Genomic DNA, 17,448 nt, shown 5'->3' on the forward strand with positions numbered 1-17,448 from the left:
GACAAAAATACCGACACTCGCATAACCCTCCCTTCCGAGAAAGCTTGCAGCATCTGGTTTTTTGCGACCGCGGCGTCCAGACCGTGTGGTCGTTCGCTGCGGTGACACCCCTCTAAGACCACCTCGCCACACCGTCAAACGCTTTTCTACAGTTCCATGGCACTTTTTGGAAAAACGAGCTTCGACGGCCCAGCGCGGCTGGATGGGCGTTGCTCGCCTTAGCGAGGATGCAGCTTGGCGAGCGCTATGCCGGCGAGGTTCTGGGTTCGGCCGATATGCCGTATGCGAAGCCGATCGAAATCCGAGGCCAGTGCCGCGAACCTTGCCCGGTGTGCTTCCAATTCTGGCGAACGGCACCGCGCCGTGCCGTTGGCTTGCGTGACGACCAGCGTGGAATCGCCGAGCAGCGTGATATCGCGGTCGCCGTTCTGCGCTGCGACGTCCAGCGCATGGATGGCGGCCAGCCATTCGGCGTCACTGTTGCTGCCGTCACCCAGATCGTGACGGTAATAAGTGACGCCCTTGCGAACGACTGCGAATTCGATCGGGCCGGGGTTTGGCCGGCATCCGCCGTCGAAGAACAGCTTGGTAGACTGACCATAGGCCATCAGGTTTTGTCTCGCGGGTTCTTCGTCACCTGACCGGATACAATTTGCTTGCGATGGGCGAGCACTGCGCCGATCGCGATCATGCCAAGCCCCGCGACCGGCGAGCCGCGGCGGATAGAGCGGAGGCCGCCGAGCGCCAGAAGCGATGCGGGTAGCCCTGCCTGTACGCCGCTCAGATGCGCAACTGCCAAGACCCCTGCCCCGTCTTTCTCTACAGATCGAGCAATTGGCTGAAGTGCGATCTTGGTTGCGACCGTGTCGGCGACGGTTGCGCCTCGTGCGCCCATCGGAGCCGACGCACCGGTCGTCGTGTCGCTCGTCGTCTGGTGTTCGAGTTCCGAATTCAGCTCTGCGCCAAGCAGGAACACATAGGCCGACAACCACAACCATGTGAGCAGCACTATCACCGCGCTCAACGAACCATAGGTCGCACCGTAATTGCCGAAGCGCGAGACGTAGACGCCGAACCCGATCGTCGCGCCCAGCCATATCACCGTCGCGGCCAGCGATCCGGGGGTCAGCCACGCCCACTTGGCCTTGTGACGATTGGGACCAAACCGGTACAGGCAGGCGGCCGCGGTGACGCCCAGCGACGCAAGCACGCCGTAGCTGAGGAGACGGATCGCCAGCAACAGGATCTCGGGAGCACCCGGAATCAGGCTGTCGAGAAGTGCGAATGCCGCGGTCGACAGGGCGGCGACCAAGGCCAGCAAAACGGCACCACCGGTGATTGCGAAGGCGAGCAGGTTCAGCGCTATGAACCCGCGCGTCTCCTTCTCTTCGTAAGCGATGTTGAGCGCGGTGACGATTGACGATGCGCCCTTCGTTCCGCCATACAGCGCGATGCCCAGCGCAATCACGAGGCCGAAACCCTTCTTGCCCTCCGACGTATTGACGACGGTCGCGAGCTGATCGCCGATCACCCGGGCGGCGTCGTCGGGAAGGACGTTGAACAGCGCGCGGATGTTCGCGACCACCGTGGCGGTATCGGCAACCAGGCCGTAGATCAGGACAACCGACGCGAGCAGCGGCACGATCGCGGCGAACCCGTAGAACGCAGTACCGGCCGCAATCAGGCCGATATTGTCGTCGTTCCCCTCGGCCCAGGTGCGTTTGAGGACCTTCCACCATTCGCGAGCCGACATCGACCAGGGGCTGGTGGCCTGATGCTCGGATGGTGTTTCGTTCATGCTCAGCGTCTTGCCCCCTCCGGTGTATTGCCGCCCAACGCCGCGCGGACACAAACGGACCCTCAGAGTTGCCGCAACGCCTGCGCCGGCCGTGCGCCGAGAATGGGCCACGCACCGATCAAGCCGATCACCATCGTCAACCCCGCCCCGCCCAGCAACGTCGCCAACACCGTCGCGTAGTCCGGGCGCCATTCGAAACTGAAGAGCTGCGTTACGACATACCAGGCGCCACCCAGCCCCAACAGCAATGCCAGCACCGACAACACGATACTCAGGAACGCGTATTCGAGCGCCTGCACCGCGAGCACCTGTCGCCGCGTCGCGCCGAGCGTCCGCAGGATCACGCCGTCATAGGTCCGCGCCTCTCGTGCCGCCGCGATCGCGCCGATCAGCACCGCGATCCCGGCAAGGATCGCCACCGACGCGGCTGCGGTGATCGCGGTCGCCATCTGCGAGACGATATCGCGAACCTGGCCAAGCACGCCGCGAACCTCGATCACCGAGACCGAGGGGAAGCGCGGCAACAATGCTCGCATGACGGATGCTTCCTGCCCCGGCGCGAGCTCGATCGTCGCGGCAAGATTATGCGGCGCGTCCTGGATCGCGTTGGGCGAGAACACCATGACGAAATTGAAGCCGAGCGTATCCCAGCTGATCCGGCGGAACGACGCGATATGCGCAGTCCGCTCGACGCCGAGCAAGGTGTAGGTGAGCGGATCGCCGATCTTGAGGTCGAGCACCTTGGCCAATCGTTCGTCGATCGAGACCAGCGGCGGTCCCTTATAGTCGCGCGGCCACCACCGACCGGCGGTCAGTTCACTGCCCTCGGGCAAGGTTGCAGAATAGGTGAGCCCGCGTTCGCCGCGTAAAGCCCATGCGCCATCGGGGAGCGTCTTGAGATCAGCGACACGCGTCGTGCCGTAGCCGGTGATCGTACCGCGCATCGCGGGCACGGTGCGGATGACCGGGTGGATAGCGACGCCTTCGATGGTCCGCCGGAACTCAGCCTCGCGGTCGGGCGGAACGTCCAATGCGAACAGCGCCGGCGCGCGCTTGGGTACGGTGAGCTCTATGTTCGCGTCGATGCTCGTGCGGATGCCGGCGAGCAGGACGAACAGTGTCAGGCCGAGCCCCAGCGCAACGACCAGAGTGCCGGTCCGCGCGCCGGGGCGGTGGAGCCCAGCGATGGCGAGCCGGAGCAACGGCTTGCGCGAACGGGGAAGAGCTGCGGCGACTCTGCGTACCGCCCAGCCGAACGCTGCCAATACCAGCAGCACGCCCGCCACCGCCGCGAGGAAGCCAGCGCTGAGGCCTGGCTGGTCCGCGGTCGACAGCGCGAGTGCGACGATCGCGGCTCCGGCACCGAGGACCCAGGGCAAGGTCCGGCGTAAAGGGACCGACCGATTGCCGAAGACACCGCGGAGCAAGCCCGCCGCGGGAATGCTGCCCGCCTCGATCAGGGGTGGCGCGGTGAAAGCCAGCGCGATCAGCATGCCGTAAGCAGCGGCGAGCGCGAGCGGGACGAACTGGAGCGAGAAGCGCGGCGCCACCGGCAGAACGTCGCCTGCGAGCCAGACGATCAACGGCACCGTCGCCGCCCCCGCGATCAGACCAAGAACGATCCCCATCGCCGCCACGATCGCGACTTCGAGGAGGTAGATCTTGGCAATGAGGCCGGACGTCGCGCCGAGAACCTTCAACGCCGCGATGCTGCTGCGGCGGGCGGCGAGGTAGGAGGACACGCCGTTGCCGACGCCGATCCCGGCGATGACGAGTGCGGACAGCCCGACCAGCAACAGGAACTGCCCCATGCGATCGACGAAGCGCTCGGCGCCAGGCGCGGCTCGGTCACGCGTCTTGGTTTCCCAGCCGCCGGTGGGGAATGCCGCCTTGAACCGATCCACTGCGGTCGTCGGCGAGGCGCTTGGCGACAGGCGCACGCGGTACTTGCTCTCGTAAAGGCTGCCGGGCTGGACCAGACCGGTCCGCGCTATACCAGCTATCGAGACGATCGCGACGGGGCCGAGCGTGAAGCCTTCGCCCAGCCGGTCGGGTTCATTCGCGATCACGCCGGCAACGGTGAAGTCCGCGGTCCCCAGCCGTACGCGCGCGCCGCGCCCAACCTCAAGCCTCTGCGCCAGGGCCGGGACGATCCAGATCGCCTTGGGATCGTCAACCTTCGCGACCGATCCACCCTGTACGGCGAGCGTGCCGTAGAGCGGATAGACCGCGTCGACGCCCTTGAGCTGGACCGGCACGCTGTTGGTGCCGCGGATCGCGGTCGCCTGCATTCGCACGGTTTCGGACACCGTGCCGAGCCGCGCCATCGCCGCGCGCTCGTCAGGCGTCGCGGCACGCTGCGACGTACCGAACTCGACATCGCCGCCGAGGATCGCGCTACCGCGGGAAGCAAGCTCGGCGTCGATCGACTGCGTCAGGCTGCCGATCGCGGCCAAAGCGCCGACGCCAAGGAACAGGCAGGCGAGCAGCAGCCGCAGCCCGCGAAAGCGAAGATCGAGTTCGCGACGGGCAAGCCGCCACGCCAGCCGCCATTCGCTCACCGCAAGCGATCCGCGGCGATGCGGCCGTCGGCGAGTTCGACGATGCGGTCGCAGCGCGCCGCGAGTACCGGATCGTGGGTGATAATGATCAGCGTGGCACCGGTCGCGGCGCGGCGGTCGAAGAGAAGGTCCATGACAGATGCCCCGGTGGCTGCGTCCAGGTTGCCAGTCGGTTCGTCGCCGAAGACGAGCGCCGGACGTGGGCCGAGTGCGCGGGCGATCGCCACGCGCTGCTGCTCGCCACCGGAAAGCTGCGTGGGGTAGTGGCCGATCCGATGCGAGAGGCCGACCGCCGCGAGTTTGGCTTCCGCTCGATCGAACGCGTCGGGCATCCCGGCCAGTTCCATCGGCACGGCCACGTTCTCGAGCGCGGTCATGGTCGGCAACAGATGGAAGGCCTGCAGGACGATCCCGATGCGTCCACGCCGCGCGCGGGCCAGAGCGTCTTCGTCGAGCTTGCCGAAATCGAGCCCGGCAACTTCGATCCGACCGCTGGTCGCGCGCTCCAGGCCGGAGAGCACCGCCATCAGCGACGACTTGCCAGACCCCGAGGGCCCGAGCAGCGCGACGCTGGTACCTTGGGCGATGTCGAGATCGATGCCCTTGAGGATCGTCGTCGCGGCAGTCGATGCGCCGAGTGTCAGCGTGACATCGCGCGCCGAGATCACCATATCGGCGGAAGCAGGTTCGGACATGGAGACCAATATCTTGGAGAAACGGATGCGACGCTGGCCTCTTTATGGGGGCGGACTAGCGCTTCTCCAAGCGGGGCTGCTGGCCGGCTGCGATCGGACACCAGAGATCCCTGCCCCGCCACCTGCGACGAACGCGGTCTCGCCAGCCGCTGCGACCCCGGCGCCGCAGGGGCCCGAGCGACTGATCCTCGCCTTCGGAGACAGTCTGTACGCCGGCTATGGCCTCGACCGCGGGCAGAGCCTGCCCGATGCCTTGCAGAACCGGTTGCGCAAGGATGGAGTCAACGCGACGATCGTCAATGCCGGCGTCTCGGGCGATACCAGCGCAGCGGGACGACAGCGGTTCGCGTTCGCGCTCGACAATATGAAGCGCAAACCCGACCTCATCCTGTTGGGGCTGGGCGGCAACGATGTTCTTCGCCAGATTTCCCCGACGGAAACGCGCGCCAACATGACGGCGATGATGGACGAGGCGAAACGTCGCGGCATTCCGGTCATGCTGACGGGTATGATGGCGCCACCCAATCTGGGCCCGGATTTTGGGGTGCAGTTCAACGGTATTTGGCCCGATCTTGCCACGCGTTATAATGCGACGCTGTACCCGTTCATCCTCGATGGCGTAATCGGCAAGGCGCAGTTGATGCAGGCCGATCATGTCCATCCCAACCGCAACGGTGTCGACCGGATCGCGGCGCGTGTCGCACCGGTGATAATGACCACTTTGAGAAATACTGAATGATCCCGTGTGCTTGCAGCTCAAGTCTGCGTGACGGTCGCAACACGGCCACGACGCGATACGGCGAAGAGTCCATTCCCCCGTCCGGTTCTGCGACGGACATCACATTGCATTCCCTCTTTCGCCGCGCGCGTGGTTGGTGCAACGCCGGGAGTACAAAGGGGGCGATGCAATGCAATTGAGCGGTTTGATCGCACGGCTTGGTCGACATCTCGACTTGACCGATGCGGAGCGTGACGCGATCACGCGGGCCGAGCGCGGCGAACGGCGCTTGAAGGCCGGCGACATCCTGATGGCGGAAGGTGGCGAGAGCCACGCGCTGTACGTCGTGCGCCAGGGATGGCTGCATTCCTCGACCAAGCTGATCACCGGCGGCCGGCAGATCCTACGGTTCCATTATGCGGGCGACCTGATCGGTACGTCGAGCATGGCCTGGTCGCAGGCGGCGGCGACGCTGACCGCGATCTCGGATTGCTGGGTGATCGAATTGCCTAAGACCGAACTCGGGCTACTGTTCCGCGCGCAACCGCGGATCGCCGGGCTGCTATATGCGATCGCGGCGGCCGAGAATGTCGCGATGAGCGACCGGTTGACGACGATCGGCCGGATGGGCGCGAGCGAGCGGCTGTCGACGTTGCTGCTCGACATCATGGCGCGGTTGCGCGTGACGGCGGGCGGGATCGTCGACTCATTCGACCTGCCGCTGACACAGACCGATATCGGCGATGCGCTGGGGCTGACCAAGGTGCATGTGAACCGCACGATCCGCGCGCTGGAGAAGAGCGGCGTGATCGAGCGGACCGGGCGGCGGGTGCGGATCGTCGATGAGGCGGCGCTGGTCGCGGCGACCGGGTTCACCGATCGCTATGGCGAGATCGAGACGGCGTGGTTGCCGCCTGCGGCCTAGGGAAATTCCGATCTCCCCCGCCAGGGGGACATGTCGCCGAAGGTGACGGAGGGTGAGGACATGGAGCAGGCGTTTCGCTTGCCTCCCCCTCCATCAGGCTGACGCCTGCCACCTCCCCCTGGCGGGGGAGGATCGTCAGTGCAGTTTCAGGTGCGGTCGACGACGAACAGCGTGACGCGGTCGTATTTGATGTCGCCGGGGTTGAAGATCGCGTCGGGGACGAACGGACGATCGATGACCTCGATATCCTTCAGACCGGCGAGCTTGAACGTGCCGAGCTTGATCTCCTTGGGCGGCTGACCGTCGCGCTCTAGCGTGATCGCGTCGACGAACACGTCGTCATGCTTGGTGTAGAGGATGTGCGGTGCCAGCGTGCAAACCATCCGGTTATAGGTCGCGGTGATGCACTGGCGCAGCGCGATCGCCTGCAGCAGCAGCGCGTTTGCGTTGGACGGGACGGACTGGTCTGGGGTCGAGGTCATGTTGTGCATCGCAGCATAAGTTAGGGGATCGGTGCCGTTAGGCCCAACGCGCTACATGCGACAAGGCCTAACTTGAAGCATAGCCGGTTTAACCCGCCTGTTCGAGCCGGCCTAGCGCTTCGACCTCGTCGGTGTGGACGTCGAACCCGACCAGACGCGCGGGGCCGAAGCTGGTGGTGAGCGCGGTATCAGTGGCGTCGCGCCCCCGCGCCATCAGGATCCGCCCGATCCGCGGGCGATTGTGGCGCGCGTCGAGTGTGTGCCACGTGCCGCCGAGATACACGTCGAACCATGCGGAAAAGTCCATCGGTGCATCAACCGGCGGGATGCCAATGTCGCCGAGATACCCGGTGCAATAGCGTGCGGGGATGTTCATGCAGCGGCACAGTGTAACGGCGAGATGCGCGAAATCGCGGCAGACGCCCTGGCGTTCTTGATAGACGTCCCACGCAGTCTTAGTCGAGCGCGCGAAATGATAGCCGAACTCGACATGGTTGTGCGTGAAGTCGACGATCGCCTGGACGCGCTGCCAGCCCGCAGGGACGTGGCCGAACAGCGACCACGCGGTCTCCGACAGGCGGTCGGTCTCGCAATAGCGGCTGCCGAGCAGGTAGATCAGGATGTCGTCGGGCAGGTCCTGCACCGCGTGCTGGACGGCGTCGGGGGAGACCGAATCCGGCAGGCCGCTGTCCTCGATCGTGAAGTCGCAGGACAGGGTCAGGCCACCGCTGGGGACCGTGAACCGCGTGCAGACGTTGCCGAACGCGTCGAGATAATCATAGGTCGGCACGTCGGGATCGGCGGCGATCCGGTGCGGGGTCACGAAATCCTTGTTGCGCGACGGATGCACGCTGAGCATCGCCAGCATCGGGGTTTCGACGTCGGTTTCGAAACGAATGTCATAGCCGGCTCGGATCAGCATCGATGTCCCCCTATTCAAGCTGTTAGTGATGTTTGTTGGTTAGCCGCCTCATCCTCGTCGACGGTGATGTCGACCGACACGCTCATGTCGAGGAAGCTGCCCGGAAAGCCGCTCCAGGTGCCGGAGACGGGCACCGCCTGGTAGATGTCGCGCGCGACGGCGACGCGGACGAGCCCGCGGTTGCCGACAATGCCGTTGGTCGGATCGAACTCGACCCAGCCCGAGCCGGGGATATAGACGCGGACCCAGGCATGCGTGTTGCCGCCGCCGGTGCGATGTTCCCGACGTGTCGGATTGTAGACATAACCCGATACGAACCGCGCCGCGAAGCCGAGCGCGCGGACCGCCTCGATCATCAGCATCGCATAATCGCGGCAGGTGCCCTTGCGTTTGGCGAGCGTCTCGATCGGCGACTGCGTGCCCTTTTCGGGGCGCTGCACATAGGTGAACTCGCGCTTGATCGCTGCGGTCATCTCAGAGAGCATGGTGAGCGTATCGGTCTGCCCGCCCGGCGCGACGAACCGCCGCGCCCAGCTGTCGATCTCGCGCAACGGATCGTGATGCTGGCGCTCGATCGAGCGGAGCAGGTCGGGCATCTCCTCCGACGAATAGGTGAACGGATAGAAGCGCGCGTAACGTTCGATATCGACGTTCTGAAGTTCGGCGGGAGTGTGATCGAGCCGGACGCGACTGTCGATCACGAGGTCCTTGGCGCGCTTGTCGAAGGTAGCGATCGCGACCGCATTGCCGAACACGTCGTGCAGCCAGCGGACGTCGGAGGGCTCCGGCGTGATCGTCAGCTGCGTGTCGATCAGGTGCTGGTCGTAGCTTTCGCGCGGCCGGACCATGATCCTGTGCTCGCCGAACGCAACCGGTTGGCGATACGAGTATTTGGTTACATGAGAGAGCGTTAGAGATGGCATCGAGGATCCACGTCGCATGAACAGCACTGCCAGCCAAACGCTGCTTGGGACCGAAGATGCCGCACCGGTCAGGGTAATCAACCCCGAAGGTGCGTCATCGTTCCTGCTGATCGGCGATCATGCGGGAAATGCCGTGCCCAAGGCGTTGGCGTCGCTGGGCCTGAGCGATGCTGAGCTGTCGCGGCATATCGGCTGGGACATCGGGATCGGCGAACTGGGCGCGCTGCTCGCGGAGAAGCTCGACGCGGTGTTCGTCCGCCAGACCTATTCGCGGCTCGTGATCGACTGCAACCGGAGCCCGAGCCAGCCCGATCTGATCGCCGAGGTCAGCGACGGGACGGTGATTCCGGCGAACGCCGGGCTCGGCGAGACCAACCGCGCGGCGCGGTTCGCCGAGATCCACACGCCGTATCAGGCGGCGATCGCGGCGGAGATCGCGCGGCGCGATGCGGCGGGGATGGCGACGGTGCTGGTCGCGCTGCACAGCTTCACACCGGCGATGAAGGGCGCGTTGCGGGATCAGGCGCGGCCCTGGCATATCGGCATCCTGCACGACGGCGGCAACACCGCGTTCGCGCATGCACTGCTCGACGTGTTGCGCGACGAGGCGGATCTGGTGGTGGGCGACAACGAACCGTACCGGATGGACCTGATCGACTATACCATCCCGCGTCATGCGTATCCGCAGCGGCGGCTGTATGCGGAGATCGAGGTTCGGCAGGATCTGCTGGGGTCGAGCGAGGGATGTGCGGCGTGGGCCAAGCGGCTGGCCCGGGTGCTGCCGGTGGCGCAGGCGCTGGTCTGACCGAGTGACCCGTCTCGCTGCGCAGGTCTTGATCTGTGTTGCATTGCGGTAACAGCGCGGTGACCAAATGCGTACATGGCAAGATTGTCACTTGATATGATGTATCATCAAATTTACCCAACGAGTCGTACAGGGACGATACCCCGACGACGACAAGGGAATTTCATGAAGACGATGCTGTTCGGCGCCACCGCCCTGGCTGCGCTCCTCGCCCCTCAGGCTCACGCCCAGACGGTCGCCACGGATACCACGACCCCCGCCCCTACTCCGGCATCGGTCGGCTCGACCAACCAGCGCGACATCATCGTCACTGCGCCGCTCCAGACCAGCGAGCGCGACGTGTTGCAGGGTACGACGGTGCTGACCGGCCAGGAACTCACGCGCCAATTGCGTCCGTCGCTCGGCGAGACGCTCGCACGCCAGCCCGGCGTGTCCGCGTCGTCGTTCGGGCCGAGCGCCTCGCGTCCGATCCTGCGCGGTTTCCAGGGTGACCGTATCCGCGTGCTGACCGACGGGATCGGCTCGATCGACGTGTCGAACACATCGGTCGACCACGCGGTCATCATCGACCCGCTGCTCGCCGAGCGTATCGAAATCCTGCGCGGGCCCAGCGCGCTGCTCTACGGCACGTCGGCGGTTGGTGGCGTCGTCAACGTCATCGACACACGCATCCCGCGGTCGGTGCCCGAGAACGGCTACCGGTTGAACGGGATCGCCAATTATGGCTCGGCGGCGAACGAGCGGTCGGGCGGCATGGCCGGCGACGTCGCGGTCGGCCAGCATCTCGTGCTGCATGCGGATGGCTCGTACCTCAAGTCGGGCGACCTGCGCACCGGCGGATACATCCTCTCGCGCGACGCCCGCGCCCAGGCGCTGGCAACCGCCGCCCTGCCGGTTGACCCGAATGAGGCCGATCCGATCGACTATGCCGCATCGGCGCAGTTGAAGGGCAAGCTTCCCAATACGCAGGCCGAGACCTGGACGGCGGGCGCTGGCGCATCGATCATCACCGACAATGGCAGCCTCGGCGTGTCGTACAGCCATTACGACAGCCTGTACGGCGTGCCCATCCGCTACGCCACGCAAGCCGGCCAAGAGCAGGAGGCACCGCGTCTCGACGTCGTCCAGAACCGCGTCGACCTGCGCGGCGAGATCGACACCGGCGGCGACGTGTTTTCGAAGATCCGTGTGCGCGTCGGCCAGGCGAGCTATCGTCACTTCGAGCTTGAAGAAGACAATTCGGTCGGCACCGCGTTCTACAACAAGGGCCTCGAAGGGCGCCTCGAAGTCGTCCAGGCTAACCGCGGCGGCTGGCAGGGCGCGTCGGGCGTGCAGTTCTACAACCGGATCTTCAACGTGGTCGGCGACGAGGCCTTCCTGCCGAAGAACGAGACCAACCAGACCGGTCTATTCACGCTCCAGCAGTATGAATCGGGCAAGTTCCACGCCGAGGGTGGCGTGCGCTACGAGATCACCGATCTCGCCGCGCGGACGCCCGAGGACGATCTGCGCTTCTTCCGCGGCAGCCAGAGCTATCATTCGGTATCGGGGTCGCTCGGTGCGTCCTATGCGCTGACCGACAGCATCCGCGTCGGGCTGAACGGATCGCGGACCGAGCGTGCGCCGTCGGCCGAGGAGTTGTTCGCGAACGGCGCGCATGCCGGCACGCAGGCGTATGAACTCGGCAATCCCGACTTCAAGCTGGAAAAGTCCTGGGGCCTCGAAGGCACGCTGCACGCGCACGGCGACGGCTTCAGCTTCGACGCGTCGGCCTATTACAACTGGTTCTCGAACTATATCTCGGAGAATCAGGTCGCGGCGTCGGTGTGCCAGGCGGCGGCCAATCCGTCGGGCCGCGTGGTCGACCTGCCCTGCTTCCAGTATCAGCAGGCCGACGCCCGCTATTACGGGTTCGAGGCGGATGCTTCGGTGAAGGTGGCGCAGATCGGCGGCTATGCGGTCAACGCCGACGTGCTGGGCGATTACGTGCATGCCAACATCGTCGACCAGGGCCCCGTCCCGCGCATTCCGCCGATGCGTGTGCTCGGCGGGATCGAGGCACAGGGCGACCGGCTGAACGGCCGAGTCGAGGTCGAGCACGTGTTCGACCAGAACCGCATCGCCGCGTTCGAGACGAAGACCAACGACTATACCATGGTCAACGCCTCGATCGGCCTCAGTCCGTTCGGCAAGGATTCGAAGACGACGCTGGTGCTGAGCGCGAACAATTTGTTCGACGTAAATGCACGGCGCGCGACTAGCTTCCTGAAGGACTTCGCACCGCTCGCCGGCCGTGATTTCCGCGCGACGTTGCGCTTCGGGCTGTGAGGCGACTGGGGCCGGCGCGATGCGCTGGCCCCTAGTCGTCTATCCGTTCGAGCCCTTCGGCATAGACGCGCTGTCGGGCCGCATAGGCTGCGGCCGACGTCCTAAGGCCGGCAATCGCTTCGGGCGGCAAGTCCCGCACCGCCTTGGCCGGCGCTCCGACGATCAGGCTCCCGGCCGGAAACACCTTCCCCTCGGTCACCAGCGCATTCGCGCCGATTAGGCAATCGTCACCGATCACCGCATTGTTGAGGACCGTCGCCCCCATCCCGACCAGCACGTTGTCGCCGATCGTGCAGCCGTGGAGGATCGCGTGATGGCCGATCGTGCAGCCTTCGCCGACGGTCAGCGGCGCGCCGGGATCGGAGTGCAGCATCGCGCCTTCCTGGATGTTGGTCTGCGCACCGACGAGGATCGGCGTGTTGTCGGCACGGATCACCGCACCGAACCAGACGCTTGCCCCCTCCCCCAGCCGTGCGTCGCCGATCACATCGGCGGACGGCGCGACCCAGACGTCGTCGGCCAGCGTCGGGCGTTTACCCTCGATCGCGTAGAGTGGCATCAGGCGGCATCCCTTTCCTTTGCCCGCGCGCGAAAGGCGTGGAGCAGCGGCTCGGTATAGCCACTAGGCTGCGTCAGGCCATCGAACACCAGCGCGCGGGCGGCCTGGAACGCGAGGCTCTCGTCCTCATGCCCCGCCATCGGCCGGTACAGCGGATCGCCTGCATTCTGCGCATCGACCTTCGCCGCCATCCGTCGCAGTGCCGCATCCGCCTCGTCGGGCGTGGCGATGCCGTGGAGCAGCCAGTTCGCCATGTGCTGCGAACTGATCCGCAGCGTCGCGCGGTCCTCCATCAGGCCGATGTCGTGGATGTCGGGCACTTTCGAGCAGCCGACGCCCTGGTCGACCCAGCGCACGACATAGCCAAGGATCCCCTGCGCGTTGTTCTCCAGTTCCTCGCGGACCTCGTCCGGCTGCCAGTTGTGCCAGGTCGCGACGGGGATCGTCAGCAGCGCATCGAGCGACGCGATCGGCTCGGCCTTGCGCTCCGCCTGCCGCGCGAACACGTCGACGCGGTGGTAATGCGTCGCGTGTAGCGTCGCGGCGGTCGGCGACGGCACCCAGGCAGTGTTCGCGCCGGTCATCGGATGCGCGATCTTCTGCTCGAGCATGTCCGCCATCCGGTCCGGCGCGGCCCACATGCCCTTGCCGATCTGCGCCTTGCCGCTGAGCCCGCAGGCGAGCCCGATCTGGACGTTGCGATCCTCATACGCCTTGATCCACGACGAGGCCTTCATGTCGCCCTTGCGGATCATCGGACCGGCGCGCATCGAGGTGTGCATCTCGTCCCCGGTGCGATCGAGGAAGCCGGTGTTGATGAATACGACCCGGTCCTTCACCGCGGCGATGCACGCGGCGAGATTGGCGGACGTGCGGCGTTCCTCGTCCATCACGCCGACCTTGATGGTGTGGCGGGCCAGCCCGAGCAGGTCCTCGATCGCATCGAACAGCCGGTTGGTGAAGGCGGCTTCGTCGGGGCCGTGCATCTTCGGCTTGACGATGTAGATCGAGCCCGCCCGACTGTTGCGGATCGCGCCGGTGGTCTTCAGATCGTGGAGCGCGATCAACGACGTGACGATGCCGTCGAGGATGCCTTCGGGTACTTCATTGCCGTCAGCGAGCAGGATTGCAGGCGTGGTCATCAGGTGGCCGACGTTGCGTACGAACATCAGGCTGCGGCCGGGGAGCGTGAATGCGCTGCCGTCAGGCGCGGTGTATCGGCGATCCGGTTCGAGCGTGCGCGTGACTATGTGCCCGCCCTTGTCGAAGCTGGCGGTCAGGTCGCCCTTCATCAGCCCGAGCCAATTGGCGTAAGCGGCGACCTTGTCCTCGGCATCGACCGCGGCGATCGAGTCCTCTAGATCGGCGATCGTGCTGAGCGCGGATTCGAGCACGACGTCAGCGAGGTTCGCAGGGTCATCACGACCGATCGGGTGCTGAGGGTCGATGACTAGTTCGATGTGCAGGCCGTTGTGACGCAACAGGATGTTGTCGCCCGCATGGCCAACGAGCTGGCTCTGATCGGCGAGTTCAGGCGTACCACCCGTCCAGTCGGTCCACGATCCGCTCGCCAACGGCACCGCATCGTCAAGGAACGCCTTCGCCCATGCGATCACCTGCGCACCTCGGGCGGCGTCATATCCCTTGCCCGATGCCGCTCCGGGAATGGCGTCGGTGCCGTAGAGTGCATCGTACAGGCTCCCCCACCGCGCGTTCGCCGCGTTCAGCAGGAAGCGCGCGTTGAGGATCGGCACCACCAACTGCGCGCCGGCGAGCGACGCGACCTCCGCATCGACGTTGGTCGGCGCAACCGCGAACGGCGCAGGCTCGTCGACCAGATAGCCGATCGCGCGCAAGAACGCCTGATACTCTGCCTGGTCGATCGGCTTGCCGGCGCGGGCTTCGTGCCACGCGTCGATCTTAGCCTGAAGGTCATCGCGGACAGCGAGCAACGCGGCGTTCTCCGGCGCGAACCGGGCGTAGATATCGGACACGCCTTGCCAGAACGCGGCAGCATCGAGACCCGTCCCCGGCAACGCCTGTGTCTCGATGAAGTCCACGAGCGATGCGGCGATCTTCAGACCTGCCTTTTCGATCATCTCGGCCATGTTGCTCTCCTATGCTCTGGCGACACGATAGACGCCCGCCACCTTCTCCACTAGACGCTATAAACCGAAAGCTGTTGATCGCCTGGAGAACGAATGGATCCCGACATCGTCCTCTTCGCCGAGGTCGTCCGCACGGCCAGCCTAAGTGCGGCGGGGCGATCGCTCGGCATCTCGCCCGCGATGGTGTCGAAACGGATCGCGCGGCTGGAAGCGCGGCTGGGCGTGCGGTTGCTCAACCGGACAACACGGCGGCTGGAGCTAACCGCGCGGGGCGCGGCGTATCACCGCGACATGGTGGAAATCCTCGCCGCGATCCGCGACGCCGAGGCGCGCGTGTCGGACCGCGCCGAGACGCCGGCGGGGCCATTGCGGGTCAGCGCGCCGACCTCGTTCGGGCGTCTGCACATCGCGCCACACCTGAAGCCGTTCCTCGACGCGCACCCTGCGATCGAACTCGACCTCGACCTGTCCGACGGTTTTGCCGACGTCATCGGCGACCGGCTCGACCTCGCGATCCGGATCGCGCCTGCCATACCGCCGAGCCTGACCGGCCATCGCCTCGCTGACAGCCGTCGCGTCCTCTGTGCCGCACCGAGCTACAGTGCACCGCACGACGCGGCCGATCTTACGGAACACCGCCTGCTCGCCGCGAAAGGCCAGATGCCGTGGCGCCTGGCCGGACCCGACGGCGACGTCACGATCGATCGCCCGAGCTATGTTGCGACGAACTCCAGCGAAGTCGTCCGCGAACTCACGCTAGCGGGCGTCGGCATCGCGCTGCGGTCGCTATGGGACGTCAGCGCGGATCTCACGAGCGGCCGACTCGTTCGCGTCCTGCCAGAACTGGCCGGATCGGCGGACGTCGGGATCTACGCGGTGCATGCACGGGGTCCCGTATCGGCGGGCACCACCGCGCTGCTCGATTATCTGCGCGGTCTCTGGTCGCCAATGCCGCCGTGGGAGTCCTGAACGAGGTCGATCGTCACCGCATCGATCCGTCTCAGCATCGCCACGAACTGCTCCACCTCTGCGCCTGAGAACCCGGCGAAGATGCGCTGCTCCAGATCGAGCGCCTTCGGTGCGACAGACGCATAGAGCGTGTGACCGTCATCGGTCAGCCTCAGCAGGTGCGAGCGGCGATCCTCCGGGTTCGCATGCCGCTGCATCAGCCCGCGTTCGACCAGCGCGATCGCCGCGCGGCTGACCGTAACCTTGTCCATCCGGGTCTGCTGGCCGACCTGCTGCTGCGTGATGCCGTCCGCTTCGGCGACCACCGCCACCAGCCGCCACTCCGGGATCGTCAGCCCGAACAGCGCCTCGTACGTATCCGCCACCGCCTCGCTGACGAGGTTCGAAGTGATCGACAGGCGATACGGGATGAAATCGTCCAGAACGAGTGTACGGTGAGCCATGTGGAAATCGTAACGATTGACACCAGTTGTTCAACCCGCCAGATTGGTAACAACGGATACCAACTGTCAGGATGTGATCATGGACCATATGGACGTAAACCCGATGGGTCTCGACGGGTTCGAGTTCGCCGAATTCACCTCGCCCGATCCCGACCGGATGGCCGCGCAACTCGAGCAATTCGGCTTCGTCGCCGCCTCGACCCACCCGACCAAGGCCGTCACGCGCTACAAGCAGGGCCGCATCAACCTGCTGCTCAACCGCGAAGACGGCGGCCATGCGGCGGCATTCCGTGCGGATCACGGCCCGTCGGCGAGCGGTATGGCGTTCCGCGTCCATGACGCCAAGGCGGCGTTCGACGCGGCGCTCGCACGCGGCGCCAAGGCGGCCGATGCCAGCATGGGCGCGCTCGGCGAGGGCAGCTACGTGCTCGAAGGGATCGGCGGTTCGCTGCTGTATCTGGTCGACAAGCACGGCGCGGCCGGCAGCCTGTACGATGACTGGAATGCGGTTCCGGGCGCGGCCGAAGCGGAAGCCGAGAACAACGTCGGCCTCGATCTGCTCGACCACCTCACGCACAATGTGAAGCGTGGCCAGATGCGGACCTGGGCGGAGTTCTACGGCCAGATCTTCGGCTTCGAGGAGCAGAAGTATTTCGACATCAAGGGCAAGGCGACCGGCCTGTTCAGCCAGGCGATGATCGCCCCCGACCGTGCGATCCGCATCCCGCTCAACGAGAGTCAGGACGACAAGAGCCAGATCGAGGAATTCATCAAGGATTACAACGGCGAGGGCATCCAGCATCTGGCGCTGACCACCGACGATATCTTCGAGACGGTCGAGAAGCTGCGCGCCCGCGGCGTCAAGCTGCAGGACACGATCGAGACCTATTACGAACTGGTCGACAAGCGTGTCCCGAACCACGGCCACGATCTCGAACGCCTGCGCCGCAACCGCATCCTGATCGACGGTAGCGTCGGCGAAGAGGGGCTGCTGCTCCAGATCTTCACCGAGAACATGTTCGGGCCGATCTTCTTCGAGATCATCCAGCGCAAGGGCAATGAAGGCTTCGGCAACGGCAATTTCCAGGCTTTGTACGAAAGCATCGAGCTCGACCAGATCCGTCGCGGGGTCATAACGGTCGACGCGTAAGTTCTAAGCCCTCTCCCTCGGGGAGAGGAGTAGAAAGAGTTTGAACGGCCGGCGGTTCGGGC

General features: G+C 65.4%; 16 protein-coding genes. 6 read left to right on the forward strand and 10 right to left on the reverse strand.

Going from position 1 to position 17,448, the window contains the following annotated elements; all coding sequences use genetic code 11:
* Window positions 1-218: 218 nt before the first annotated feature.
* From U1763_RS09230 to U1763_RS09245, 4 genes are all read right to left on the reverse strand, one after another.
* Window positions 219-608 (reverse strand): reverse transcriptase-like protein, encoded by a 390-nt coding sequence (locus U1763_RS09230; RefSeq protein ID WP_332754988.1) that lies wholly within the window; start codon window positions 606-608, stop codon window positions 219-221.
* Window positions 608-1,798 (reverse strand): YihY/virulence factor BrkB family protein, encoded by a 1,191-nt coding sequence (locus U1763_RS09235; protein WP_332754989.1) that lies wholly within the window; start codon window positions 1,796-1,798, stop codon window positions 608-610. Before U1763_RS09235 ends, U1763_RS09230 begins: the two co-directional genes overlap by 1 nt.
* Before the next feature lie 62 nt (window positions 1,799-1,860).
* The gene (locus tag U1763_RS09240) at window positions 1,861-4,359 is read right to left on the reverse strand and encodes an ABC transporter permease (RefSeq protein ID WP_332754990.1); all 2,499 of its coding nucleotides are present in this window, start codon (window positions 4,357-4,359) and stop codon (window positions 1,861-1,863) included.
* Entirely contained in the window at window positions 4,356-5,054 is a 699-nt protein-coding gene (locus tag U1763_RS09245) for an ABC transporter ATP-binding protein (protein ID WP_332754991.1), read from the reverse strand. Before U1763_RS09245 ends, U1763_RS09240 begins: the two co-directional genes overlap by 4 nt.
* Between U1763_RS09245 and U1763_RS09250 the strand changes: the two genes are divergently transcribed.
* Both U1763_RS09250 and U1763_RS09255 read left to right on the forward strand, forming a co-directional pair.
* The gene (locus U1763_RS09250; RefSeq protein WP_332754992.1) at window positions 5,053-5,793 is read left to right on the forward strand and encodes an arylesterase; all 741 of its coding nucleotides are present in this window, start codon (window positions 5,053-5,055) and stop codon (window positions 5,791-5,793) included. The two genes, U1763_RS09245 and U1763_RS09250, sit on opposite strands and share 2 nt — an antisense overlap.
* A 175-nt stretch (window positions 5,794-5,968) precedes the next feature.
* On the forward strand, window positions 5,969-6,697 hold the full coding sequence (locus U1763_RS09255; protein WP_332754993.1) for a Crp/Fnr family transcriptional regulator: 729 nt from the start codon (window positions 5,969-5,971) through the stop codon (window positions 6,695-6,697).
* A 146-nt stretch (window positions 6,698-6,843) separates the two neighbouring features.
* Here U1763_RS09255 and U1763_RS09260 read toward each other — a convergent pair whose 3' ends face one another.
* The 3 genes from U1763_RS09260 to U1763_RS09270 all read right to left on the reverse strand — a co-directional run bounded on the left by U1763_RS09260 (window position 6,844) and on the right by U1763_RS09270 (window position 9,024).
* Window positions 6,844-7,179 carry a hypothetical protein gene (locus U1763_RS09260; protein ID WP_332754994.1) on the reverse strand — a complete coding sequence of 112 codons (336 nt, stop codon included), beginning with the start codon at window positions 7,177-7,179 and terminating at the stop codon, window positions 6,844-6,846.
* Between the two features lie 88 nt (window positions 7,180-7,267).
* Complete coding sequence (locus U1763_RS09265; protein ID WP_332754995.1) at window positions 7,268-8,101, reverse strand: transglutaminase-like domain-containing protein; 834 nt, start codon at window positions 8,099-8,101, stop codon at window positions 7,268-7,270.
* A 14-nt stretch (window positions 8,102-8,115) separates the two neighbouring features.
* Window positions 8,116-9,024: a transglutaminase family protein gene (locus tag U1763_RS09270; protein ID WP_332754996.1), complete on the reverse strand. Its 909-nt coding sequence runs from the start codon at window positions 9,022-9,024 to the stop codon at window positions 8,116-8,118.
* Between the two features lie 16 nt (window positions 9,025-9,040).
* On the opposite strand from U1763_RS09270, the gene U1763_RS09275 reads away from it, so the two are divergent.
* A complete protein-coding gene (locus U1763_RS09275) occupies window positions 9,041-9,829 on the forward strand; it encodes an N-formylglutamate amidohydrolase (protein WP_332754997.1) in 789 nt (262 codons plus the stop codon).
* A 165-nt stretch (window positions 9,830-9,994) separates the two neighbouring features.
* Window positions 9,995-12,157 (forward strand): TonB-dependent receptor, encoded by a 2,163-nt coding sequence (locus U1763_RS09280; RefSeq protein WP_332754998.1) that lies wholly within the window; start codon window positions 9,995-9,997, stop codon window positions 12,155-12,157.
* 31 nt (window positions 12,158-12,188) lie between these two features.
* Here U1763_RS09280 and U1763_RS09285 read toward each other — a convergent pair whose 3' ends face one another.
* Together U1763_RS09285 and U1763_RS09290 are read right to left on the reverse strand one after the other, a co-directional pair.
* Window positions 12,189-12,716 carry a gamma carbonic anhydrase family protein gene (locus U1763_RS09285; RefSeq protein ID WP_332754999.1) on the reverse strand — a complete coding sequence of 176 codons (528 nt, stop codon included), beginning with the start codon at window positions 12,714-12,716 and terminating at the stop codon, window positions 12,189-12,191.
* The gene (locus tag U1763_RS09290; protein WP_443026916.1) at window positions 12,716-14,815 is read right to left on the reverse strand and encodes a malate synthase G; all 2,100 of its coding nucleotides are present in this window, start codon (window positions 14,813-14,815) and stop codon (window positions 12,716-12,718) included. The genes U1763_RS09285 and U1763_RS09290 overlap by 1 nt, the downstream gene beginning before the upstream one ends.
* 102 nt (window positions 14,816-14,917) lie before the next feature.
* On the opposite strand from U1763_RS09290, the gene U1763_RS09295 reads away from it, so the two are divergent.
* Window positions 14,918-15,793, forward strand: coding sequence for a LysR family transcriptional regulator (locus U1763_RS09295; protein WP_332755001.1), 876 nt, complete (start codon window positions 14,918-14,920; stop codon window positions 15,791-15,793).
* Here the strand turns inward: U1763_RS09295 and U1763_RS09300 are convergent.
* Complete coding sequence (locus U1763_RS09300) at window positions 15,748-16,236, reverse strand: MarR family winged helix-turn-helix transcriptional regulator (protein ID WP_332755002.1); 489 nt, start codon at window positions 16,234-16,236, stop codon at window positions 15,748-15,750. The genes U1763_RS09295 and U1763_RS09300 overlap by 46 nt on opposite strands.
* A gap of 79 nt (window positions 16,237-16,315) precedes the next feature.
* Here U1763_RS09300 and hppD point away from each other — a divergent pair, with 79 nt between their 5' ends.
* The gene (gene hppD / locus U1763_RS09305) at window positions 16,316-17,386 is read left to right on the forward strand and encodes a 4-hydroxyphenylpyruvate dioxygenase (protein ID WP_332755003.1); all 1,071 of its coding nucleotides are present in this window, start codon (window positions 16,316-16,318) and stop codon (window positions 17,384-17,386) included.
* The last annotated feature ends 62 nt before the right edge of the window (window positions 17,387-17,448 follow it).

It is taken from the genome of Sphingomonas sorbitolis (genome assembly GCF_036663875.1).
GTDB lineage: Bacteria > Pseudomonadota > Alphaproteobacteria > Sphingomonadales > Sphingomonadaceae > Sphingomonas.